A 22,367-nucleotide genomic window follows, 5' to 3' on the forward strand; every position below is an offset into this window, starting at 1 on the left:
TTACGTGGGTTAGTCAGGACGAAATTTTTAAAAATGCTGACTCTTATCACTAGATTTTTCCCTCATTCCAGCAGTCCACCCCAGTATGCACCCGCTAATTAACTGTTTTCCTTCACAAACAACCCGGTAGCTATTGAGTGTTAAGTTATTTATTTTCAGTGTCTCACATTGTAACCATTAGAGAAAGACGACCATTAACCTGTCGATAATCTGTTTTTATAAAGACTGCTTTGTCAGAAAGGCACTCAAGCGACTCAGGCCGCTAAATTTCGCATCAAATCTGACAAAATCTGGAAACGGGAGACAGCACAAAAACAGGCGATTGCCTGTGATTGGATTACATGGGGGTTAAGGAGAAGGTTTAGCCGCCAGGCATTCTAAGCCCTGATATGCGCTTCCGGTTTAGTTGGGGTAATGCAGCTTTAATGGCAATGTCACTGCCCACTAGACTGCCTTACTCGATTTGGGTGCAAGCCTTTAACCAATCACTGGGTTCAAAGCCGAGTCTAGAAAGAATAGGCGGTAAAGTATTGTCGATTTGGCCGCGTTTGTTGTCCCTGATTTGCCTTCCTGTCCAGTCGACAAGCGCCAGATAATCCATTAATCGAAAGGGGATACCCTCGGGCATGGTTTTTACAAATTCGATACCAAACCAAACCAAACCAAACGAAAAAAGCCTGCTCGAAAGCAGGCTTTTTGAAATGGTGGGCGATACCGGGCTCGAACCAGTGACCCCCTCCTTGTAAGGGAGGTGCTCTCCCAACTGAGCTAATCGCCCGAATAAACGCTTGGGATGCCCTCAAAAGGGTAGTGCGTTTATTGGAATTTGGTGGGTCTAGGCAGACTCGAACTGCCGACCCCTACCATGTCAAGGTAGTACTCTAACCAACTGAGCTATAGACCCAAATTCTGATTCCATCCTGGTTAGGGAAGGAATTGGTGCGTCCGGGCAGACTCGAACTGCCGACCCCCGCCATGTCAAGGCGGTACTCTAACCAACTGAGCTACGGACGCATAAAATTTTCTAAGGGAAAGCATGGTGCGTCTGGGCAGACTCGAACTGCCGACCCCTACCATGTCAAGGTAGTACTCTAACCAACTGAGCTACAGACGCATATCTCACTGATAATCAGTCTTGCTTCCCCTGAAAGCGGGATGAATATTAGCGAGTAGGAACAGGCGGCGCAAGCGTAAAACAGGACTTTTTTGCCACATCTTGTGCGTTTGCTGGTTTGCTGCACAATTTGGCGCTTCTTACGCCAGAGTTTTTGTTTTTAAAGGCTTTAAGAACTGACCTTCATATTGCAGCGCTGAAACAGCTGTTGCCAGTATCCAACATGGTCTTTAACGGCTTGTTGGAAGTTCTGATAGTGGTCTCCGGCAAAATAGGCGTCGTTGTAATTCGAGAAGACCTCATTCTCAGGTAATTGCCTGTGAAGGGCGTCGAGCGCGGGCTGCGCATCAAGGTATAGTCCGTTTATTTTCGAAAGGTAAGGCTGCACTTCGCCGATGAAAAACTTATCAAATACGTTTCTGAGATAGTTGAGGCGGGTTGGGTCCCGGTTTGCGCCGCAGATGACCAAGAGGTCATCGCGATAAAGCTGTTTGGTGATGGTGTTAAGCCAACGGGTACTTTCATCCATGGAGTGAAAAACAGAGCCAAGATAACGCTGCTTCTCAATGGGCTCCTGTAGCGAAACAATGTCGGCGTTCCGCTCGGAAAGATTGGCGTATGCGTTGATGGCCAGAAGCGCTTCACTGTGAGGGAAGGGTTTATCGGGCGCAATTAGGCTGAGACTTGCAGGTGTAAGCTGTTGACGCCACGCATCACTGCTGACCAGCGTGTTCCAGTACACCGTGCTGAGTTGCTCTTGCTTCTGTTTTTGTGCGTTGAGTAATTGTTCGCGAAGGGCATCGCTTTCGATGTCTGCTAGGCAAAGCTCAAGTGTGTTTAATAGCGATACTTCGTAGTTAAGCTGCCTGAAGGCGTCCTGAACCTTGCCGAGAATGGAGTTTCTGTCGGCGATCAATTGAAACAGTCCGCACTCTCTAAGTTCATAAGCGTCCAATAAGCCCATACGCACGTCTTCAATGGGCAACTTCAAGTCCCGTTTTCTGGGGAGTTCGATATAACCGCTTTCTTCTAATGGCAGAGGTTTTGTGTTGACGACATTGGCGAGGCGGGTTTGATAGTTTTCAAATTGCGCACGTGCCTTGTCTGATTCCAGACAGCCTGAAACCAGGAACAGGGCAATGATGGCAGCGGCAATTCGGATAACCATTCTCTAGAACGTTGAATAATTGATAATCATGGTACGAAGTATAAAAGATGCGGGATCCAAAAAGAAAATCCCGGCATCAGAACCGGGATTTTGAAGAAGGGCGGTATAAGGTTTATTTTTCTGCCATCGCCAATTGGAATTCGTTCGACTGTTTGCGAATCCAACGAAGGCGAATGCCGAGCATAATCGCTGCCGATGTCAGGCCAATGATGATACCTACCCAGAAGCCGTAAGCGCCCATAGGCTCCACGATCCAATCCGTCATACCGAGAATGTAGCCAATTGGCACGCCCAGTATCCAGTAAGCGATGAAGGTACGAATGAAGATTGCACCCATGTCTTTATAGCCTCTCAGTGCGCCGGCAGCGACAACTTGGATAGCGTCCATACACTGGTAGACGGCGGCGAGTAGCATAAGGTTAGCTGCCATAAGCACAACTTCAGGATTACTGTTGTAAAGCAGGATTATCGGCTCACGGAATATCACGGTTAGTGTGGCTGTGACCATGGCAGTCGTGAGTCCAATCAATATGCCGAGCTTGGCTGCTCTTGCTGCGCCTTCTGTCGATTTTTCACCCAGTTGGTGACTGACGCGAATACTTACGGCTGTCGCCAGACTCATCGGCAGCATGAACACCATAGAGGCAAAGTTCATCGCAATTTGGTGTGCAGCGACAATGATAGAGCCCAGTGGTGAAACAAGAAGTGCAATACCGGCGAACATGGTGACTTCAAAGAATATCGAGGCAGCGACGGGTAAGCCCATCTTGAAGATACGTTTGAGTGCCGAAATGTCCGGAGCAGTAAAGTTGGCAAATGCATTGATAGACTTCAGTCGTTTGTTGAGCAAGACATAAACAAACATGGCTATCAGCATGAGCCAATAGACGAGGGTGGTTGCGACACCACAACCGACAGCGCCAAGTGCGGGAGCACCAAATTTGCCGTAAACAAAAATCCAGTTCAATGGCACATTAGCGGCAAGGCCAATAAAGCCAATAATCATCGCTGGAACGGTGAGTGATATACCTTCCGCTAAGTTACGTAGTACTTGAAAGAGCAAGAATGCTGGCACAGCCAGGATAACGGCATAGAGATAACCTATGGTTTTCTCAGTCAAGGCTTCTTCAACATTCATGTAGTTGATGATGTGGCTGGCATTGTAAAGCAAAAGCCCAATAGGAACTGACAGTAAGATAGCAAGATAGATGCCTTGCTGAACCTGAAACGGGATTTTGTTTTGCCGACCAGAGCCATTTAATTGCGCGATGATGGGGACCATCGCTATCAAAATACCTATGCCAAAAAGAATAGAAGGAAGCCAGATGCTGGTAGCTACGGCAACTGCGGCCATATCGGTCGCGCTGACGCCGCCTGCCATGACGGTATCGACAAAGCTCATTGAAGTTTGCGCGAGCTGCGCAATGAAGACAGGGATCCCCAATTTAATGATGGATTTGGCTTCCAGGCGATAGTTTTGCACCTATAACTCCGGAAAAGAAAAATGAGGCTGAAAAAGGAGTTGTATTATACGTTTGCATTGCAAGGCGACAATGGATACTTTTGGGAAACACACAAGATTTAGCTTATTGTTTGCTTCACTATTAATACAGCCAGTTGCTGTTATCAGGAATCGTTATGTTTACAGGTATTGTTCAAACTACTGCCGAAGTCATTCAGATAGTCAAAAAGACGAACTTTCAAAGTCATGCACTTAGAATGGATGAAACAACGCGCAAGGGTTTGGAAATTGGGGCTTCAGTTGCGCATAACGGTTGTTGTTTAACCGTAACAAAAATTGATGGTGACGTGGTTTGGTTCGATTTGATGCAGGCAACACTGAGCCTGACTAACCTCGGTGCCGTCGCGGAAGGCGATAAGGTCAACCTTGAGCGTGCGGCTAAGTTTGGTGATGAAATTGGCGGTCACTCTATGTCTGGCCACATTATGTGCACTGCGGAAGTGGTAGACGTCATCGAATCGGAGAATAACCGCCAAGTTTGGTTTGAAGTGCCTTCGAGTATATCCAAGTATATTTTTGATAAAGGCTACATTGGTATTGATGGTATCAGCCTTACCATCGGTGCCGTTGAAGATAACCGTTTTTGCGTCAACCTGATCCCTGAAACTTTGTATCGAACCAATATGGGTTGGCGGGCTAAAGGGGACTCGGTGAACATAGAGGTTGACCCCCAAACGCAGGCAGTGGTTGATACCGTTGAAAGAGTGCTTGCTGCCAAGAAGGTATAAGATACGTTCCCATCTATAAGTGAGTAATGAAAAAGCCAGCATTTGCTGGCTTTTCTTATTTCGAACGCATGTAAATTTCAGAAAATCTGCTCGTCGTCAGCATCTACGAATAAGTTGATGGTTTTGTGCTGTGAGTCGATGATGAGATTCAAATGAATAGCGTTACAGCACGCTGGGCAATCGTCATAAAATTCTTGGTCACCACCACTGGTGTCCAATGTTATGCGAATCTTGTGTCCACAGTGCGGGCAATCGATCCCTCTTTCCGTGTATTTTTGCATGTTCAACTCCCTATCTGAACTGCGGGCCTAAAACATGTCGGCTTAAAAGGTAGCTGTTACCTGAAGCGTTCATGTGTGCCCATAATAAGAACTCTAGAACATTTGCTCAGTGAAATAAGATTAAAGTATGACTGAACACAGAAATTCACGTGAAATTATCAGCTTGAGAAATGGTTTCTAATAAATGTATCTGCCGCTCTGATTGGGATGCGTAAGAATTTGTTGCAGAGCGTAAGGGCAGGTTTTTTCTGTGGCTAACGGTCAAGAAAGGAATGAAACAATAGGGCAAAACGCTGTGTTTTGCCCTGATTTTAGGGACTAAGCTCTCAGCATTTCCACACTTAATTCGTCAAGAGAGTTAAGTTTTATGTCGCTGATCACCCAGCGTTCCTGTGCGGTAACTTCATGTTCTGGAACGACAACTGTGCGCATTTGAGCTGCTTTGGCTGCCAGAAGGCCAGTGAAAGAATCTTCCAGGGCAATACAAAATTGGGGGGCGATTCCCAAGCCTTCCGCTGCATTCAGATAAACTTCTGGATGCGGCTTACCGTATTTAAGGAGCTCTGCAGAATGGCATTGTTCAAACCATGATGCGATTCCCAGCGCTTCCAGAGATGCGTTAATGAGTTTCATCGGGGAAGAAGAGGCCAGCGCGATGCGAAGATTCGCTTCTTTACAGAGGGTGAGTGCGTGTATCACTCCGGGCTTCATGGGTTTGTGAATCGATACCAGTTCAATCACTTTATCGAGGATCATGTCACACACCTCGTCACATGACGGACCTTCCCAACCTTGGGTGCTGTAGTAGTGTTTGACAATCTGATCGATGCGGATACCGGTCGTATCTATTGTATCCTGGCGGGTGATTTTCACGCCAAGACTTTGAAAAACGACAAGCTCTGCGTCTTGCCAAAAAGGTTCGGAGTCGACTAAAAGACCGTCCATATCGAAAATAGCAGCTTGGATCATGATAGCTCCAAAAAAGATAAAAGGCGCCAAAGCGCCTTATTCTGAACGATTACGTCAGTGCAGGAAAACTAAACCAGCTCAAGTTTGTTGATCAGTGCCTCGGTTTCCGCTAAATAAGGGCCGCCAAATAAAAGGCAGTGATTGAGCATATGGTAGAGGTTGTAGAGATCTTTGCGATCTTCAAACCCTTCATCAAGCGGCCATACTTCTTCATAGCCGTTGTAAAACTCTTCTGGAAATCCTCCAAATAGATACGTCATGGCAAGGTCAACTTCACGATCTCCCCAATAACAGGCAGGGTCGTAGACAATCGAGCCATTCATGGTCGAGGACGCATTGCCTTTCCAAAGGTCACCATGAACCAGACTTGCTTTGGGTTGGTGGCCGTTGAGGCGCTCTTTTACTGCTTCGACAATGGCTTCCACGTCTCCGAATGACATACCTTTTTCTTCAGCCAGTTGGAGTTGGAAGCCGATTCGATGATCAGCAAAGAAGTTGGCCCACTTACGGTGCCAACTGTTGCGTTGTTCTGTGGTGCCAATGAAGTTGTCGATATCAAAACCGTATTCCAACTGCTCCCCCCACTGGTGAAGGCGAGCGAGCTCTTTACCAAGCAGATATGCGCTTTCCTCATCCAGTTGCTTCATTGGAATGTAATCGAGCACTAACACTGATTTCTCTTTGATAATGCCGATATAGATCACCTGCGGGATAGATATTTCACCGCTATTCGCTAAATGCCTGAGGCCTTCTGCTTCGGCTTCAAAGATGGGCAAATTGTCTCGTGAATTCACTTTCACAAAGAAGCGCATATTTCCACTAGCAATGGCGTAACACTCGTTGATGTCGCCACCATCGATAGGCGTCTTTTCTTCGACTTCAAATTGCTGACCCAGAGCGAGCGAAAGCTGAACTGAGAGCGAATGCCACATAAATGCACCTCTTCACGATAATGAAAATTGGTGAGATAACAAAATAGTAGCGCAATTCGGTGAGAGTGATAGATGTCCAATACCACAATTTGTATCGGTTTTTAAAAATTTAATGGAAATAAGACAAAGCCCCGTAAAAACGGGGCCTTAATACTCTAAAAACTGGGTAACAGTTTTGCGGGCATATATTTGTTATGACAGGCTTCCAGGAGATGGACGTTTGCTTTCTCAATATCTGGCGCGAAGTATCGGTCTTTGTCATAAAAGGTGACATGACTTCTCAGTTCAGCCTTGATTTGCTCTAGACGCTGAGAGGTTTTTAGCGGTGCTCGGAAATCTAAGCCCTGACATGCGGCGAGCAACTCTACCGCCAGAATGCCTCGAGTGTTATCTGCCATCTCTGCAAGGCGACGTCCTGCGAATGTTGCCATCGACACGTGGTCTTCCTGATTGGCCGATGTTGGTAAGCTGTCTACCGAAGCAGGGTGAGCAAGTGTTTTGTTCTCGCTGGCCAGCGCCGCAGAGGTGACTTGTGCGATCATAAAGCCGCTGTTGACGCCACCATTGTCGACAAGGAATGGAGGAAGCTTACTTAAGCCGCTATCGATAAGCAGTGCCATACGTCGTTCAGATAGGCTACCGATTTCCGCAATCGCCAATGCGAGGTTATCAGCCGCCATGGCAACGGGTTCTGCGTGGAAATTACCACCGGAAATAATGTCACCGTCATCGCAGAAAACCAGTGGGTTATCAGATACTGAGTTAGCTTCGATTTCGAGTACATCAGCAGCATGTCGGATTTGCTGGAGACACGCACCCATCACTTGTGGTTGGCAGCGCAGTGAATAGGGATCCTGAACTTTCTCGCAGCTTTGGTGGCTATCGCCGATCTCGCTGTTCTGCTCCAAAAGATGTCGGTAGGCTTCTGCCGCATCCATTTGAGCGCGATGCCCACGTACACGGTGAATACGGGGATCAAACGGACGGCGGCTGCCCAAAGCGGCCTCAACAGAAAGTGCACCGCAAGCAGTTGCTGATGCAAAGAGATCTTCTGCGGCAAAGAGTCCTTCCAAAGCGAATGCTGTTGAGGCTTGTGTGCCATTCAACAGTGCCAAGCCTTCTTTAGGGCCAAGAGTAATCGGATCCAAACCGGCAATTTTCAGCGCCATCGCTCCGGAAATGACTTCGCCTTTGTGTCTCGCCTGGCCTTCACCCAATAAAATGGTACTCATGTGGGCGAGGGGAGCTAAGTCTCCAGACGCGCCAACCGAACCTTTCTTGGGAATACAAGGGAAGACTTCCGCATTGATTAGCTTTGCCAGCGCTTCAATGACAGAAAAACGTATGCCGGAATAACCGCGGGCAAGACTTGAGATTTTTAAAACCATCATCAAGCGAACGGTAGCATCATCCATGAACTCGCCAATACCGGCAGCATGGGAGAGTACAATAGAGCGCTGCAGGGTTTCTAAGTCTTCCAGCTCAATACGGGTATTGGCGAGCAAGCCAAACCCTGTATTGATGCCGTAAACCACACGTCCTTCCTCGAGCACACTGGCAACCGTATCGACACTTTCCTGCATGGTCTCAGCAACGCCTTCGGCAAATTTAACCTGTGTGGGTTCACGGCTGACTAGGCGAAGATCTTTGAGTGTTAGCGCACCCGGAATGAGCGTTAGTTTATTCATTATTATTAGCTCCTTACTGCTTGACCGGAACGTTTGGAACGTCGAGTAACGGTAAGTCAAGTTGTTGTTCTTTCGCGCAGTTTATCGCGATATCGTATCCTGCATCTGCATGGCGCATCACACCTGTTGCAGGGTCGTTGTGTAATACGCGTCCGACGCGTTTCGCCGCATCTTCCGTACCATCACACACGATCACAACGCCAGAGTGTTGTGAGAAGCCCATACCAACACCACCACCATGGTGAAGTGAAACCCAAGTTGCGCCAGATGCGGTATTTAGAAGCGCATTTAGTAGTGGCCAATCTGACACTGCATCAGAGCCATCCATCATGCCTTCGGTTTCACGGTTTGGGCTAGCGACTGAACCTGAATCCAAGTGGTCACGGCCGATAACAATCGGTGCTTTCAGTTCACCGTTTTTCACCATTTCGTTAAAGGCTAATCCAAGGCGTGCACGATCTTTTAAACCTACCCAACAAATACGGGCTGGCAGCCCCTGAAACTGAATGCGCTCGCGGGCCATATCGAGCCAGTTGTGGAGGTGTGGGTTGTCTGGGATAAGCTCTTTGACTTTCTGGTCGGTTTTATAAATATCCTCCGGATCACCAGAAAGGGCAGCCCAGCGGAAGGGGCCAATACCCTGACAGAATAGAGGTCGAATATAAGCCGGAACGAATCCTGGGAAATCAAAGGCGTTTTTGACACCTTTTTCCAGTGCCATCTGGCGGATATTGTTACCGTAGTCAAGTGTTGCTGCGCCGCGTGATTGTAGCGTCAGCATGGCTTTGACTTGTTCTGCCATTGAAGCTTTCGCTGCGTCAACAACGGCGGCTTCGTCTTCTTTGCGTCTTTCGGTGGCATCTTCCATAGTCCAGCCCTGAGGCAAATAGCCATTTAACGGATCGTGAGCAGAGGTTTGGTCAGTGACGACATCAGGCGTAATACCACGTTCGACAAGTTGAGCGAAGATATCCGCTGCATTGCCAAGCAGACCAATGGAGAGTGGCTTGCTGTCATCGATTGATTGTTGAAGGATAGATAATGCTTCATCCAGATCTTTCGCTTTTCTGTCAACGTATCCAGTTCGTAGGCGGTAATCGATTCGACTTTCATCGCATTCAACCGCAATCATGGAAAAGCCCGCCATTGTAGCAGCCAAAGGCTGTGCACCGCCCATGCCGCCAAGACCACCAGTGAGAACCCAGCGTCCTTTCGCTTCTCCGCCAAAATGCTTTTTCGCGACAGCAACGAAGGTTTCGTAAGTGCCCTGAACAATGCCTTGGGAGCCGATGTAAATCCAGCTTCCTGCGGTCATTTGCCCGTACATAGCCAGACCTTGTTTATCAAGCTCGTTAAAGTGTTCCCAGTTTGCCCAATGGGGAACCAGATTGGAGTTGGCAATCAGGACGCGTGGCGCATCTTTATGAGTTGGGAAAACGCCTACAGGTTTGCCGGATTGAACCAGTAGGGTTTGGTCATCTTCCAAACGGCTAAGTACTTCCACGATCTTGTCATAACATTGCCAGTTTCTCGCTGCGCGCCCAATGCCACCATAAACCACTAAGGCGTGAGGATGTTCAGCCACGTCAGGATGCAAGTTGTTCATCAGCATTCGAAGCGGCGCTTCAGTCAGCCAAGACTTTGCAGTCAACTGTGTGCCTGTCGGTGCTTTGATCGTGCGCGACAGATCCAGACGGGGATCGCTCATTATTTCACTCCTTTGGTATCGGTGACCATGTCATTAGCAAGGCTGCGGGAAATTGTCCAAACAAGACGTGCAGCGAGTCGAGAGGTATGGTTGTCTATGTCATAGCGCGGATTCAGTTCCGCGATATCGGCAATCTTTAATTTGGGTAAGCCGTCTTTATCCTTGGCTTCGCCGATGCTGCGAATTAGGCTTTCCACCAGGGCGTAATCGACGCCATGCACGGCAGGCGCGCTAACCCCAGGCGCTATAGCGGCAGGGAAAACATCAATGTCGATGGTGAGGTAAAGGGCATCCACTCCTGAGATAAACGTGCTCAGTCGATCTTCGATAGTGGCAATCGTTGTAGCAGTGAAATCTGTGTCTTCGACCACCAGAACCTTGAGGTCTCTGGCTTTATCAAACAATGCCTGTGTGTTACTGGAACGACTCACCCCTAAACAAGCGTAATGGAACGGCCAATGACGGCTTTGGCAGAACTCAGCGATTTGAGAAAAGGGTGTGCCGGAACTGCCATTCTGTGCATTGCCGGCGCACGTTCGGAGATCGAAGTGCGCATCAAAGTTGATGATGCCAATTTTGGGTATCTCGGAATGGCTTTTCTGCAAGAAGTGGTTGGCGAGTCCTTGGAATGTACCCCAAGCAACTTCATGACCGCCGCCCAAAATCAGTGGGAAGTGTTTTTGCCTCATCGCTTCGCTGATGTTGTCTGCGAGATGTCTCTGCGCTTTGGCCAGATCGTGGTCGTCGCAGCGCACGTCGCCGCTATCATAAAAAGTGAGCGAGTGATGGTGCCAAGGCAAGTTAGCCAGCATCTTACGGATTTCGGTCGGTGCCGAATATGCTCCGACTCTGCCTTTATTGCGTGATACTCCCTCGTCACTGGCGAAACCTATTAACATACAGCCGGGCTTTTTGGCCTCGTCTGCACTTTGCACTTTCTGGTGGAAGCGATATCCGCGTTCACCATCTTCCAAATCCGTCCGGCCTTGCCAGACGCTCATATCAATCGTCATTGGCTTTAACTCCTTTCAGATAGCGCGCATAGAGTGGCGCTAGACCTATTTGGTAACTCAACTGCGCCGGAGACGTTAAATCCCACACGGCAAAATCGGCATCAAACCCAGCGGTTATTTGCCCTTTTTTATTGAGCCCCAGCGCTTTCGCTGCATGACAGGTGACACCATAAAGATTCTCTTTCGGTGTCAGCCCAAACAGGGTAGACGCCATATTCATCATGAGAGTCAGGCTGGCAAAGGGAGACGTTCCAGGGTTGAAGTCAGTGGCTATAGCCATTGGGACCTTGTGTTGACGCAGCCAGTCGATGGGCGGCTTCTGTGTTTCTCGAAGGAAATAGAAAGCGCCTGGAAGCAGGGTGGCGACAGTGCCATTTTTAGCCAGAGCTTTGACCCCGTCTTCGCAAAGATATTCGATGTGATCAACAGAGCGCGCGCCCATTTCTGCTGCCAGTGCACTTCCACCCAGATTGGAAAGCTGTTCGGTATGACCTTTGAGTTGCAGCCCATGGCTTCTTGCGGTTTGGAAGACTTTTGCCATTTGCTCCGGCGAGAAGCCGATTCCTTCACAGAACACATCGACGGCATCTGCAAGCTTTAACTCTACAGCGGACGGGATCATTTCCTCGCACACCAGCGAGATATAGCCATCGCTGTCATGCTTGTATTCTGGTGGCAGGGCATGAGCACCTAAAAGTGTCGTGGAGATATTAACGTCAAGTTCTTCAGCCAGCATTTTTGCGGCTTTGAGCATTTTGATCTCGTGGTCGAGTGTCAACCCATATCCGCTTTTAACTTCAATGGTTGTGACGCCGTCACGCATTAAAGCTTTGGCACGTGGAAGTGCTAGAGAGAAGAGTTCTTCAATGGAAGCTTCTCGGGTGGCTTTTACGGTAGAAAGAATACCGCCACCATTTTCGGCGATTTTTTCGTAGGGAACACCTTGCAAGCGTTGTTCAAATTCACCTGAACGGTCACCTGCAAAAACAATGTGAGTATGGGCATCAATGAGGCCCGGTGTAACCAAGCGGTTTTCTAGGGAAACGATTTGATGCTCTTCGATAGGGAGGTTTTCACCCACGGCAAGAATGCTGCCATTTTCGACAGCAATCATATGGTTATCTTTTACTTGGTATCCCTCAGTACGGGTGACGTCTGTGTCCATTGAAACAAGACGACAATCCGTGAACATCTTCTTCATTTTTAACCGCGCTTTTCATTTGTATATATAAATGTATAGACAATTAGAGAAGGCGATGACAAGATCATTTGTTATAAAATTGTGATGAAAGGTGTAAAGCTCAGCGGCCACTCTTCGGGAAACCGCTGAATTTAAGAGCGTAGTTTGTTCTTACGGCCGAGCGGCCTCAGAGTTCTGCGCGTGCGCTCAGTTTGTAGCGGTTACCGGGATGGTAGAGCAGGGCTGCACTGACTAATTGACTCTCACTCCAGGTACGTCGGTGAAGTAAAAGGCAAGGTTGGTTAGTGTCGATTTGCAAAAGTTTGGCGATGTGGGCAGGAGGCAAGATAGCTTCAACAGTATGCTCTATAGTGCCTAGAGGGCAATGAGATACCAAATACTGGTTAGGCGTTATTGTGGAAAAATCCTGCTTTAAGTAGTCGGGCGCAAAGGCAGGATTCACCCATCTCAGTTCAACTTGGATAGGAATCTCATCAGCAAAGTGTACGATTTCACTTTTAAAGACATCACTACCAAGCATGATGCCAAGGCGCATTGCGACGTCTTCTGGCGCATGGATCCTTCTTAAGGAAATGATTTCACTATGGTATGCCTGTCCACGACCTGAAATTTCCTCTGCGATATTTCGAATATCCATCAGTGGGCTTTCTGCTTTGCGCTGACAGACAAATGTGCCGAGGCGGGGTGTACGTTCAAGCCAACCTTCATTTACCAAGTCTCTCACCGCTTTATTTACCGTCATCCTGCTAACAGAAAACTGATCACATAGCTCTGCCTCAGTAGGTACTTTGGTGCCTACGGGCCATTCATGCGATTCAATTTTCTCAATCAGGAAGTCTTTGATCTGCTGGAAGCGTGGAGATTTCTGCATAGGTCATTTGGCTAATATTCGTATATACAAATAATGATTGATGAAGTGAGAAGGAAAATCAAGGCTGCCTATCAGGGAGTCCAATCAGACGCAAAAAACAGCACCATTTGTCTCACTTATTGATTCATCACTAACTTAATATTGAACGTTAAGATTTCTGTCTCAAATCATTCATCTGCCTCGTACAGACTTTAGTGGCGTTTCTTACCTTATTTATAATGTGTTCCATTAAAAGGAAGCTGTAGATGAAAAACATCGTTAGGTTGGGCTTGGCTTTTTCTCTTTTAACTTCGGTAAATGCCTTTGCTCTTGTTGACGTTACTCTCGGTCCCCGCCCTTTGTTTCTTGTTGCTGATATGGATGAAGGTGTCCTGAAGCAAAATCTTGAGAAGTGTTTGCGTGGTAAGCCTGAGAAAAGTGCGTTTTCGATTGGCCATCGCGGGGCGGCGCTGATGTTTCCTGAACATACCAAAGAATCCTACATCGCAGCGGCTCAAATGGGAGCGGGTATTCTCGAATGCGATGTGACTTTTACTAAAGACAAAGAGCTGGTGTGCCGCCATTCCCAAAATGACCTTCATACCACGACGGATGTGCTTGCCCACCCTGATTTGGCGGCTAAATGCAGTGTGCCTTTTATACCGGCTAACCCTGCTACCGGACAAGAAGCAAAGGTGGAATGTCGAACCTCGGACTTCACGTTGGCAGAGTTTAAACGCCTAAAAGGAAAGATGGATGGAGCGAATCCAGAGGCTAAAACACCAAAAGAGTATATGGATGGTACACCTGGTTGGCGTACAGACCTTTACGCCAGTCGTGGCACACTGATGACACATGCGGAAAGCATCGCGCTGTTCAAAGCGCTTGATGTGAAAATGACGCCTGAGTTAAAAGCCCCGGTAGTTTCTATGCCATATGATGGTTTTTCACAGCAAGACTACGCGCAAAAAATGATTGATGAATACAAAGGGGCTGGTATTAAACCTTCAGATGTTTTCGCGCAATCCTTTCATCTTGAAGATGTAAAGTACTGGATTACCTCAGAGCCTGAATTTGGTGAACAAGCGGTTTTTTTGGATGCGCGTATGTACAAAGACAGGTCTTGGAAACCGACTCTGTCAGGTATGAAGGCACTAAAATCAGTAGGGGTTGAGTTTATTGCGCCTCCATTATTCGCGTTGGTAGCGTTGAGTAGCGATGGGAAAATTGTTCCTTCTGATTACGCACAAATGGCTAAGCAAGCTGGCCTGGGTATTATCACTTGGACACTCGAACGTTCTGGCTCTCTGGATGGTGGTGGCGGTTGGTATTATCAGTCCATCAAAGAAGTGACGAATAACGATGGTGATGTGTTCAATCTGCTGGATGTGTTGGCTCAGGATGTCGGTGTCGTCGGTGTGTTCTCAGATTGGCCGGCAACCACCACTTTCTATGCCAACTGCATGGGTATTAAATAAAAAATGGTTCTAATAAAAAGTGGGCCCAATAACGGTTGTCGTTGGGGCCCTAAATTACAGCATTGCAACATCAGACAATATTACGCATTACCAATTTATCTGGTTCACTTGTTTTTATTCATTTGCCTTAAGAGAGCGCGTTCGACGTGCTTGCTCCGTGCATATCAAACCCCTTAAATTTTCACATTACTCGCTGAATAACTGTAAAAAGTCATCGTCTTTATATGCATTCATTTGGCGAGAAAGAATTTCTTTTTCATGAATGTATAAAATTTCGGGCAATCTAAATTATGCGTACCATACTTACTACTGAGAAGTGTATCAATTGCTCAATACTCGGCACAAAATTGGAATGTATGTATGAAGTTAACAATTCGCTGGAGACTCATTCTCCTCTCGATCGTCCCACTGGTTGCTATCACAGTCGCTATGATTGGCGCCATTTATTTTGAAACGACTGCCCTCACGGCATCGCAGATCAAAGTCACTCACGAAGGACTTATGGAGCAAAAGAAACAAGAGCTTTCATCATATTTAGATGTGGCTACTTCTGCCATTGCACCTCTAAAAGCCAGAAACGCGTCTCGCGAAGAGGTGGTATCTGTTCTTCAATCCATTAAATTTGGTGAAAGCGGTTACATGTTTGGTTTGGACTCTAAAGGGAACCGTTTATTTTTAGGGGACACAGGCAAGGGGATTGGGAAAAACTTCTACGATGCTCAAGATGCGAAAGGTAATTACCTCAATAGAGACCTTATCAAAAATGCTAAAACAGGTGCTTTTACAACCTATTATTGGCCTAAACTAAACGAAGAAATACCTTTGCCAAAGCTTAGCCTTTCAACGTACTTACCTGAGTGGGATATTGTTCTTGGAACAGGCTTCTACACAGACGATGTTGATCTTCAAATCAGTTTGATGGATGAAAAGGCACAAGCCCTGATGCAAGAAGGGTTAATTAAGGTCACTGCGTTGTCTGTAGCAATTCTGTTGTTGTCAATGATTGTTGCCATCTTTATTGCTAGGACCATTATCAATCCGCTCCGAATGTTTGATGACTCTATCCAATCGTTCGCAGAAGGCGAAGCTGATCTGACAGCAAGAATGCAACCTTTCACTATTCCTGAGTTCGCAAGGCTCAGCGCAAACTTCAACAAGTTCGTGGCCAGTCTCCAGGATATCATTACGAGTGTTAATGATGTAAGCCTGAACGTGGTTGCTGAAACTGATTCAATCAAGGACAGGGCTAAACAGGTAGATGACTCTGCGCTGGAACAAAGACAAGAAACAGAGCAAATCGCGACGGCAATGACGGAAATGACAACGACGGCGATTGAAATATCAAACAATGCAAATCACGCAGCCGAATCAGCAAAAGATGCTGATATCAACGCGAAAGATGCTGCAATGATTGTCGGTAACGCGGTGAACTCAGTAGAAAAGCTCGCCGAAGAACTGTCACATGCCAGCAATGTCATGTCGCAACTGGAAGGAAGCGTAAAGAACATTACGTCTTCCCTATCTGTGATTCAGGATATCGCTGAACAAACTAACCTTCTGGCTCTCAATGCAGCGATTGAGGCGGCGAGGGCAGGTGAACAGGGTAGGGGCTTTGCTGTTGTGGCCGATGAGGTGCGAACGCTTGCGAGCCGAACACAGACCAGTGCTGGGGAAATCCATGAAATGATTCAGTCACTGAAACAGGCATCTGATTCTGCTGTAAACGCGATGGAATCGAGCCAGACGAGAGGAGGAGAGACAGTCAGCGAGGCAGAAAAAGCCAGAGAAGCCATTGGAAGGATAGAAGACTCAGTCGGCACTATTCTGGATATGAATGCTTTGATAGCAACGGCAACCGAGGAACAAAGTATTGTTGGCCAAGAGATTTCAGAACGTATTGTGGTTATCTCTGATAAGAGCTCTCTATCAGCTGACTTAGCGAACCAAAACCGACAAGGCAGTGCAACACTCAATGGGTATGCCAATGAGCTGAATGGCCTTGTTTCACGGTTTACGGTTTAGCATTTACATAAAAAGTATATTCATTACACCGTCTGTTTTCGGGCGTTGATGCTTGTAGATCTTGTAGATCTTGTAGATCTTGTAGATCTTGTAGATGTTGGAAGATTCTGTTCAGCATGGCATTAAGGCTCTTTGACAGACGGTAATCGATGGGACTATCTGTTTCTCTAAGCGAGCTCTTGGTATTGCGTTATTCCTCCACACAGTTACAATCCTCCTTCTGTTCTCGTACACACATTTTGATTTGTACCAAAATTTGTACTGTCAGAACTTTCCCAAAGACTCATTATCCATAATGCATTGCTATTAATGAGAAAACTTTAAGCAAGTGCTACTTCGTGTGTAGCACCACTGTAAAATAGGACGAAATAATGCCTGTAATCACTCTTCCTGACGGTAGTCAACGTTCATTCGACAACCCTGTCTCTACTTATGATGTCGCTGCGGACATTGGCCCAGGTCTAGCGAAAGCCTGTATTGCCGGACGTGTTAACGGTCAACGTGTTGACGCATTTGATCTCATTACCGACGATGCCAACCTTGAAATCATCACTGCGAAAGACGAAGACGGTCTTGAGATCATTCGCCACTCTTGTGCTCACTTGCTGGGTCATGCGATTAAGCAGCTTTTCCCTGACGTGAAAATGGCGATCGGTCCAACCATCGACAGCGGTTTCTATTACGACGTTGACCTTGACCGTTCTCTGACTCAAGAAGACCTGGATGCGATTGAAAAGCGCATGAAGGATTTGGCGAAAACCAAATACCAGGTGATCAAGAAGAACGTGAGCTGGCAGGAAGCGCGTGATGCTTTTGAATCACGTGGCGAACCGTACAAGATGGAAATTCTGGATGAAAACGTATCTCGCGATGATCGTCCAGGCCTTTACCATCACGAAGAATACATCGACATGTGTCGTGGTCCGCACGTACCGCACATGGGTTTCTGCCAAAACTTCAAAGTCCTGAACGTTGCTGGTGCATATTGGCGCGGTAACAGCGATAACAAGATGCTGCAACGTATCTACGGTACGGCTTTCAACGACAAGAAAGAACTGAAAGCTCACCTGCAGCGTTTGGAAGAAGCAGCAAAACGTGACCACCGTAAACTGGGTAAGCAACTTGACCTTTACCACATGCAGCAAGAAGCACCGGGTATGGTGTTCTGGCATCACAATGGTTGGGTTGTTTTCCGTGAACTGGAAACTTTTGTTCGTGCAAAACTGAACGAATACGATTACCAGGAAGTGAAAGGTCCGCTGATCATGGACCGTGTTCTGTGGGAACGTTCAGGTCACTGGGACAAGTACGCAGACTACATGTTCACGACTCAATCTGAGAATCGTGAATACGCACTGAAGCCAATGAACTGCCCAGGCCACGTTCAGATCTTCAACCAAGGTTTGAAATCTTACCGTGACTTGCCACTGCGTATGGCTGAATTCGGCAGCTGTCACCGTAACGAGCCATCAGGCGCGCTGCACGGCCTGATGCGTGTTCGTGGTTTCACGCAAGATGACGCACACATCTTCTGTACGCCAGAACAGGTTCAGCAAGAAGTGACTTCTTGTATCAAGATGGTTTACGACACTTACCAGACTTTCGGTTTCGACGAGATCGTGGTCAAGCTGTCTACCCGTCCTGAAATGCGTGTAGGTTCCGATGAAATGTGGGATCGAGCTGAGAAAGCACTGGCTGAAGCGCTGGAATCTATGGACATTAAGTTCGAGATTCTGGAAGGCGAGGGTGCATTCTACGGTCCTAAGATTGAATTTACTTTGCATGACTGTTTGGATCGTGCGTGGCAGTGTGGTACTGTGCAGCTCGATTTTGCTCTGCCTGAGCGTTTGGGCGCAACGTACGTTGGCGAAGACAACGAACGTCACACCCCAGTGATGATTCACCGTGCGATTCTGGGTTCACTGGAACGTTTTATCGGTATTCTGATTGAAGAATACGCGGGCCATTTCCCAAGTTGGTTGGCTCCACAACAAGCTGTAGTGATGAACATTACCGACAATCAAGCGGAATATGTTCAGGAAGTAGCGAAAAAACTGCAAAAAGCAGGATTTAGAGCGTCTGCAGACTTGAGAAACGAGAAGATTGGCTTTAAAATCCGCGAACACACTTTGAAGCGCGTACCTTACATGTTGGTTTGTGGCGACCAGGAAATGGAAGCTGGCGAAATTGCGGTACGTACACGCAAAGGTAAAGACTTGGGTAAATATAAAATTGACGAATTCGTTTCTCTGCTCGAGAACGAAGTTCGCACCCGAACTCTTAATATTTTGGAGGAATAAGGTATTAAAGGCGCAAGAAAAGTCCCGGCTAAACAAAATGCTCACCGTCTTAACGAAGAACTTCGTGGTCTGCGTGAAGTACGTCTGACTGGTATTGATGGTGATCAGCTTGGTATTGTTTCATATGATGAAGCGATTAAAGCAGCAGAAGATGCTGGTGTTGATCTGGTAGAAATTAGCCCTAATGCCGAGCCGCCAGTATGTCGTGTGATGGACTACGGCAAGTTCATCTACGAAAAGAGTAAGGCTGCGAAAGAGCAGAAGAAAAAGCAAAAGATTGTCCAGATCAAGGAAGTTAAATTCCGTCCTGGAACCGATATTGGCGACTATCAGGTAAAACTACGCAACCTGGTTCGCTTTATTGAAGAGGGTAACAAGGTCAAGGTTACAATCCGTTTCCGTGGTCGCGAAATGGCGCACCAGGATATCGGTGTTGACGTTCTGAACCGACTGAAGGAAGACACTGCTGAAATCGCTTCAGTAGAAAGTTTCCCTTCAAGAATTGAAGGTCGTCAAATGATCATGGTTCTTGCCCCTAAGAAGAAGTAATTTCGGCATACAAGTAACGAGAGGCTATGCCTTCGGGCATAGCCTCTTTGTTCGCCAAATTACACTGTTATTAATTGCATACAATGCGGAGTTATTCATCATGCCTAAGATGAAAGCAAACAAAGGCGCTGCTAAGCGTTTCAAGAAAACTGGTGGCGGTTTCAAGTTCAAGCACGCAACTAAGCGTCACATCCTGACTAAGCGTACTACTAAGAACAAACGTCAACTGCGTCCTAACTCAATTCTGCCTAAGTGCGAAATGGGTGCAGTTGCGCGTATGCTTCCATACGCATAATTTTTCTTAGTATTTTTAACGAATTAGTTTAGGAGAGACATAATGCCTCGCGTAAAACGTGGTGTACAAGCTCGTGCACGTCATAAGAAAGTTCTGAAACAAGCTAAAGGCTACTACGGTGCACGTTCACGTGTTTACCGCGTAGCTTTCCAAGCAGTAACCAAAGCTGGTCAATACGCTTACCGTGACCGTCGCCAGAAGAAACGTCAATTCCGTCAACTGTGGATTGCACGTATCAACGCTGCGGCTCGTCAAAACGGTATGTCTTACAGCCGTTTCATCAACGGTCTGAAGAAAGCGTCTATCGAAATCGATCGTAAGATCCTGGCTGATATCGCTGTATTCGACAAAGCTGCATTCTCTGTTTTGGTAGAGAAAGCGAAAGCTGCTCTGTAATTTATTACAGAATAGACTTTGTGAGAAAGGGGAGCTTAGGCTCCCCTTTTTCTTTCTTTTTTCCTACCAGCGATATATCCACCCCCCTCAAGATGCGTGAATGCAGCAACTTCAGGTCGTTTGTTCATGCACTATCCAGCTATTTAGAACTCTTATCGTTCGCATTGCTGTCCGATGGTTTAGGCAAAATTAGTTCCATCTTTCAAGGCTTTTAAGCATTTCAATACACAGTGTTGCCTTCTCATTTTTCACTATCGTCCGCAGGATAGAAGTCTAAGATTAGTTTTCATGAAAATGTTGACCAGATATCTAGATATTTGACTTGAAACTGGTATGAATACTAGGCCAAATTTCTGCGGGATTACATACGAGAGTAAAATATTGTTATTTAGCCATGCGCGCGTCCTCGTCTATACTTCATCTTTAAGTGACAAGAAATGAATATAAGATGTTGTTATATATGAATATAATTACGTAATGTCTTTATTGCTCCAAACTTAAAGATGTTTTAATTATGAGATTTTAGATGTGTTATCAAAATCCAAAGAGACTAGGTGATCATAACTAGACTAGACTACTGGTACTTAATAAATACCAGTTTAGAATGGCACTGGTGTCGAAGGAGGAACGATGACCACAGCTGTACCATTACTTCAGCTTCAAAACGTTGATAAACGATTTGGAGGTAACCACGCGGTCAAGAGCGTGTCATTAGACATAGACCGAGGAGAAGTTGTTGCGCTGCTTGGAGAAAATGGCGCTGGTAAGTCCACTATCATAAAGATTTTGGCTGGCGTTTATAAGGCCGATCATGGAACTATTCGATGGGAAGGAGAAAGAATTTCTTCTGCGCGATCTCTTATTAATGAGAAATCACAACCTATCGCATTTATTCATCAGGATCTTGGTCTCGTCGAATGGATGACCGTTGCTGAAAATATGGCTTTAGTGATGGGTTTTCCCAAGAAGCTAGGTTTCATTGACTGGGGAAAACTTAACATCGTTGCCTCTGAAGCTTTGGCAAATGCCGGCATTGCTATTGACCCAGAAGCTAGAGTCTTTGACCTTTCTAGAACAGAAAAGTCACTTCTCGCAATTGCGAGGGCTATTGCTGTGAATGCAAAAATTCTCGTACTTGATGAGCCAACGGCCAGCCTTCCTGCGGATGATGTCCAACATCTCTTTCGCGTTATCAATAGATTACGGGATGAGGGAGTGGGCATGATTTATGTTACACACAGACTTGATGAGGTCGTCGAAATTGCGGACAAGATATGCGTCATGCGTGATGGTAGCCGCATAGAGGTCGGTAATGCCAAAGACTATGATATACGCCAGCTTGTTCATTTAATCGTTGGTGAAGAAACAAAAGAGCGTGTACCACACCATTGCGCGCCAAACTCTCCTACAACGCTCACTTGTACCAATGTGGTATTTGGAAATACAGGCCCAGTGTCTTTCTCGTTAAGGAAAGGAGAAATGATCGCTTTGGTTGGGCTTCGTGGGGCTGGCCAAGAAGACATCGGTCGGGGTCTATTTGGCGAATGTTCTTATGGTGGTGGGCACATCTTTTTCAACGGTAAGGATTACGTCCCCTCTGATCCGTTGAAAGCCATTTCTAATGGTATTTCCTTAGTCGCAGGTGACAGGAATAACGAGTGCTTAATCCCCTCTATGTCTGTCCGTGAGAACCTCTTTGTTAATCCGGCACTAACGTCTGATAGCGCTATCGGTTTTTACGGCGGTAAAGAGGAAATAGGCAAGGCGTGGTGGAAAGTGCAGCTTTTTGATATTCGCCCAAAGGATGTCGACATAGAAGTCAGTGCGTTGTCGGGTGGAAATGCACAAAAAGTCGTTATCGCAAGGTGGATGGACCTTGAAAATCCGTTGCTCATTTTAGAAGACCCAACGACAGGCGTGGATGTTGGAGCTAGGTCAGAGATTTATGACCTTTTAGACAAAGCGCTGGAGCAGGGTATTTCTGTCATTGTTATCTCTTCCGATCTGGAGGAGGTATCGAAGATATGTCGTCGGGCATTGGTGTTTGAGCGGGGGAGAGTTGTTGGTGAACTCACGGAGAGTGACGTTTCGTTTTCAAATTTGCTGGCGATGTCTATGGGCAGCGCTTGAAACCCAACCTGAATAACAAGGCT

Annotated in this window: 18 protein-coding genes, 4 tRNA genes and 1 pseudogene; 8 read left to right on the plus strand and 15 right to left on the minus strand. The window is 46.8% G+C overall.

The window, feature by feature from the left end; translation table 11 throughout:
- Window positions 1-361: 361 nt before the first annotated feature.
- The 7 genes and pseudogenes from VP504_RS25560 to VP504_RS01620 all read right to left on the minus strand — a co-directional run.
- Window positions 362-628: pseudogene (locus VP504_RS25560) on the minus strand (Mobile element protein); the annotation flags it as partial.
- A gap of 74 nt (window positions 629-702) precedes the next feature.
- Window positions 703-778 (minus strand) — tRNA-Val (locus VP504_RS01595).
- 49 nt (window positions 779-827) lie between these two features.
- Window positions 828-904, minus strand: a tRNA-Val gene (locus VP504_RS01600).
- Between the two features lie 33 nt (window positions 905-937).
- Window positions 938-1,014, minus strand: a tRNA-Val gene (locus VP504_RS01605).
- A gap of 23 nt (window positions 1,015-1,037) precedes the next feature.
- Window positions 1,038-1,114: transfer RNA gene (locus VP504_RS01610), tRNA-Val, on the minus strand.
- A gap of 169 nt (window positions 1,115-1,283) precedes the next feature.
- Complete coding sequence (locus VP504_RS01615; RefSeq protein ID WP_325892627.1) at window positions 1,284-2,282, minus strand: DUF3080 family protein; 999 nt, start codon at window positions 2,280-2,282, stop codon at window positions 1,284-1,286.
- Window positions 2,283-2,394: 112 nt separating this feature from the next.
- Window positions 2,395-3,765, minus strand: a complete 1,371-nt coding sequence (locus VP504_RS01620) for an MATE family efflux transporter (RefSeq protein WP_325892629.1) — start codon at window positions 3,763-3,765, stop codon at window positions 2,395-2,397.
- A gap of 155 nt (window positions 3,766-3,920) precedes the next feature.
- On the opposite strand from VP504_RS01620, the gene VP504_RS01625 reads away from it, so the two are divergent.
- Window positions 3,921-4,532 carry a riboflavin synthase subunit alpha gene (locus VP504_RS01625; RefSeq protein WP_325892630.1) on the plus strand — a complete coding sequence of 204 codons (612 nt, stop codon included), beginning with the start codon at window positions 3,921-3,923 and terminating at the stop codon, window positions 4,530-4,532.
- A 77-nt stretch (window positions 4,533-4,609) separates the two neighbouring features.
- Here VP504_RS01625 and VP504_RS01630 read toward each other — a convergent pair whose 3' ends face one another.
- The 8 genes from VP504_RS01630 to hutC form a co-directional block, all read right to left on the minus strand.
- A complete protein-coding gene (locus VP504_RS01630) occupies window positions 4,610-4,813 on the minus strand; it encodes a CPXCG motif-containing cysteine-rich protein (protein WP_325892632.1) in 204 nt (67 codons plus the stop codon).
- Between the two features lie 318 nt (window positions 4,814-5,131).
- Window positions 5,132-5,782 (minus strand): hexitol phosphatase HxpB, encoded by a 651-nt coding sequence (gene hxpB, locus VP504_RS01635; RefSeq protein WP_325892633.1) that lies wholly within the window; start codon window positions 5,780-5,782, stop codon window positions 5,132-5,134.
- Between the two features lie 68 nt (window positions 5,783-5,850).
- The gene (locus VP504_RS01640) at window positions 5,851-6,714 is read right to left on the minus strand and encodes a fructosamine kinase family protein (protein ID WP_325892634.1); all 864 of its coding nucleotides are present in this window, start codon (window positions 6,712-6,714) and stop codon (window positions 5,851-5,853) included.
- Between the two features lie 155 nt (window positions 6,715-6,869).
- Entirely contained in the window at window positions 6,870-8,402 is a 1,533-nt protein-coding gene (gene hutH, locus VP504_RS01645; protein ID WP_325892635.1) for a histidine ammonia-lyase, read from the minus strand.
- A gap of 13 nt (window positions 8,403-8,415) precedes the next feature.
- Entirely contained in the window at window positions 8,416-10,110 is a 1,695-nt protein-coding gene (hutU, locus tag VP504_RS01650) for a urocanate hydratase (RefSeq protein WP_325892636.1), read from the minus strand.
- On the minus strand, window positions 10,110-11,123 hold the full coding sequence (gene hutG, locus VP504_RS01655; RefSeq protein WP_325892637.1) for a formimidoylglutamase: 1,014 nt from the start codon (window positions 11,121-11,123) through the stop codon (window positions 10,110-10,112). The genes hutU and hutG overlap by 1 nt, the downstream gene beginning before the upstream one ends.
- A complete protein-coding gene (gene hutI / locus VP504_RS01660; protein WP_325892638.1) occupies window positions 11,113-12,324 on the minus strand; it encodes an imidazolonepropionase in 1,212 nt (403 codons plus the stop codon). Before hutI ends, hutG begins: the two co-directional genes overlap by 11 nt.
- 166 nt (window positions 12,325-12,490) lie before the next feature.
- On the minus strand, window positions 12,491-13,195 hold the full coding sequence (gene hutC / locus VP504_RS01665; RefSeq protein WP_325892639.1) for a histidine utilization repressor: 705 nt from the start codon (window positions 13,193-13,195) through the stop codon (window positions 12,491-12,493).
- A gap of 245 nt (window positions 13,196-13,440) precedes the next feature.
- Here hutC and VP504_RS01670 point away from each other — a divergent pair, with 245 nt between their 5' ends.
- The 7 genes from VP504_RS01670 to VP504_RS01700 all read left to right on the plus strand — a co-directional run bounded on the left by VP504_RS01670 (window position 13,441) and on the right by VP504_RS01700 (window position 22,344).
- The gene (locus tag VP504_RS01670; RefSeq protein WP_325892640.1) at window positions 13,441-14,652 is read left to right on the plus strand and encodes a glycerophosphodiester phosphodiesterase family protein; all 1,212 of its coding nucleotides are present in this window, start codon (window positions 13,441-13,443) and stop codon (window positions 14,650-14,652) included.
- A gap of 360 nt (window positions 14,653-15,012) precedes the next feature.
- A complete protein-coding gene (locus VP504_RS01675) occupies window positions 15,013-16,674 on the plus strand; it encodes a methyl-accepting chemotaxis protein (protein WP_325892641.1) in 1,662 nt (553 codons plus the stop codon).
- A 371-nt stretch (window positions 16,675-17,045) separates the two neighbouring features.
- Entirely contained in the window at window positions 17,046-18,974 is a 1,929-nt protein-coding gene (gene thrS / locus VP504_RS01680) for a threonine--tRNA ligase (protein ID WP_325892642.1), read from the plus strand.
- 3 nt (window positions 18,975-18,977) lie between these two features.
- On the plus strand, window positions 18,978-19,523 hold the full coding sequence (gene infC / locus VP504_RS01685; protein ID WP_082111321.1) for a translation initiation factor IF-3: 546 nt from the start codon (window positions 18,978-18,980) through the stop codon (window positions 19,521-19,523).
- A 100-nt stretch (window positions 19,524-19,623) separates the two neighbouring features.
- Entirely contained in the window at window positions 19,624-19,818 is a 195-nt protein-coding gene (rpmI, locus tag VP504_RS01690; protein ID WP_002540100.1) for a 50S ribosomal protein L35, read from the plus strand.
- Window positions 19,819-19,860: 42 nt separating this feature from the next.
- Window positions 19,861-20,214, plus strand: a complete 354-nt coding sequence (rplT, locus tag VP504_RS01695; RefSeq protein ID WP_002540099.1) for a 50S ribosomal protein L20 — start codon at window positions 19,861-19,863, stop codon at window positions 20,212-20,214.
- Window positions 20,215-20,844: 630 nt separating this feature from the next.
- Window positions 20,845-22,344, plus strand: coding sequence for a sugar ABC transporter ATP-binding protein (locus tag VP504_RS01700; protein ID WP_325892643.1), 1,500 nt, complete (start codon window positions 20,845-20,847; stop codon window positions 22,342-22,344).
- Window positions 22,345-22,367 lie beyond the last annotated feature (23 nt).

Origin of the sequence: Grimontia sp. NTOU-MAR1, assembly GCF_035758505.1 — a bacterium.
Classification (GTDB): Bacteria; Pseudomonadota; Gammaproteobacteria; order Enterobacterales; family Vibrionaceae; genus Enterovibrio; species Enterovibrio marinus.

Coding starts and splice junctions, on each gene's coding strand:
- VP504_RS01615 (WP_325892627.1), bottom strand. CDS start 2,282: ATGGTTATCCGAATTGCCGCTGCCATCATTGCCCTGTTCCTGGTTTCA.
- VP504_RS01625 (WP_325892630.1), top strand. CDS start 3,921: ATGTTTACAGGTATTGTTCAAACTACTGCCGAAGTCATTCAGATAGTC.
- VP504_RS01630 (WP_325892632.1), bottom strand. CDS start 4,813: ATGCAAAAATACACGGAAAGAGGGATCGATTGCCCGCACTGTGGACAC.
- hxpB (WP_325892633.1), bottom strand. CDS start 5,782: ATGATCCAAGCTGCTATTTTCGATATGGACGGTCTTTTAGTCGACTCC.
- VP504_RS01640 (WP_325892634.1), bottom strand. CDS start 6,714: ATGTGGCATTCGCTCTCAGTTCAGCTTTCGCTCGCTCTGGGTCAGCAA.
- hutH (WP_325892635.1), bottom strand. CDS start 8,402: ATGAATAAACTAACGCTCATTCCGGGTGCGCTAACACTCAAAGATCTT.
- hutU (WP_325892636.1), bottom strand. CDS start 10,110: ATGAGCGATCCCCGTCTGGATCTGTCGCGCACGATCAAAGCACCGACA.
- hutG (WP_325892637.1), bottom strand. CDS start 11,123: ATGACGATTGATATGAGCGTCTGGCAAGGCCGGACGGATTTGGAAGAT.
- hutI (WP_325892638.1), bottom strand. CDS start 12,324: ATGAAGAAGATGTTCACGGATTGTCGTCTTGTTTCAATGGACACAGAC.
- hutC (WP_325892639.1), bottom strand. CDS start 13,195: ATGCAGAAATCTCCACGCTTCCAGCAGATCAAAGACTTCCTGATTGAG.
- VP504_RS01670 (WP_325892640.1), top strand. CDS start 13,441: ATGAAAAACATCGTTAGGTTGGGCTTGGCTTTTTCTCTTTTAACTTCG.
- VP504_RS01675 (WP_325892641.1), top strand. CDS start 15,013: ATGAAGTTAACAATTCGCTGGAGACTCATTCTCCTCTCGATCGTCCCA.
- thrS (WP_325892642.1), top strand. CDS start 17,046: ATGCCTGTAATCACTCTTCCTGACGGTAGTCAACGTTCATTCGACAAC.
- rpmI (WP_002540100.1), top strand. CDS start 19,624: ATGCCTAAGATGAAAGCAAACAAAGGCGCTGCTAAGCGTTTCAAGAAA.
- rplT (WP_002540099.1), top strand. CDS start 19,861: ATGCCTCGCGTAAAACGTGGTGTACAAGCTCGTGCACGTCATAAGAAA.
- VP504_RS01700 (WP_325892643.1), top strand. CDS start 20,845: ATGACCACAGCTGTACCATTACTTCAGCTTCAAAACGTTGATAAACGA.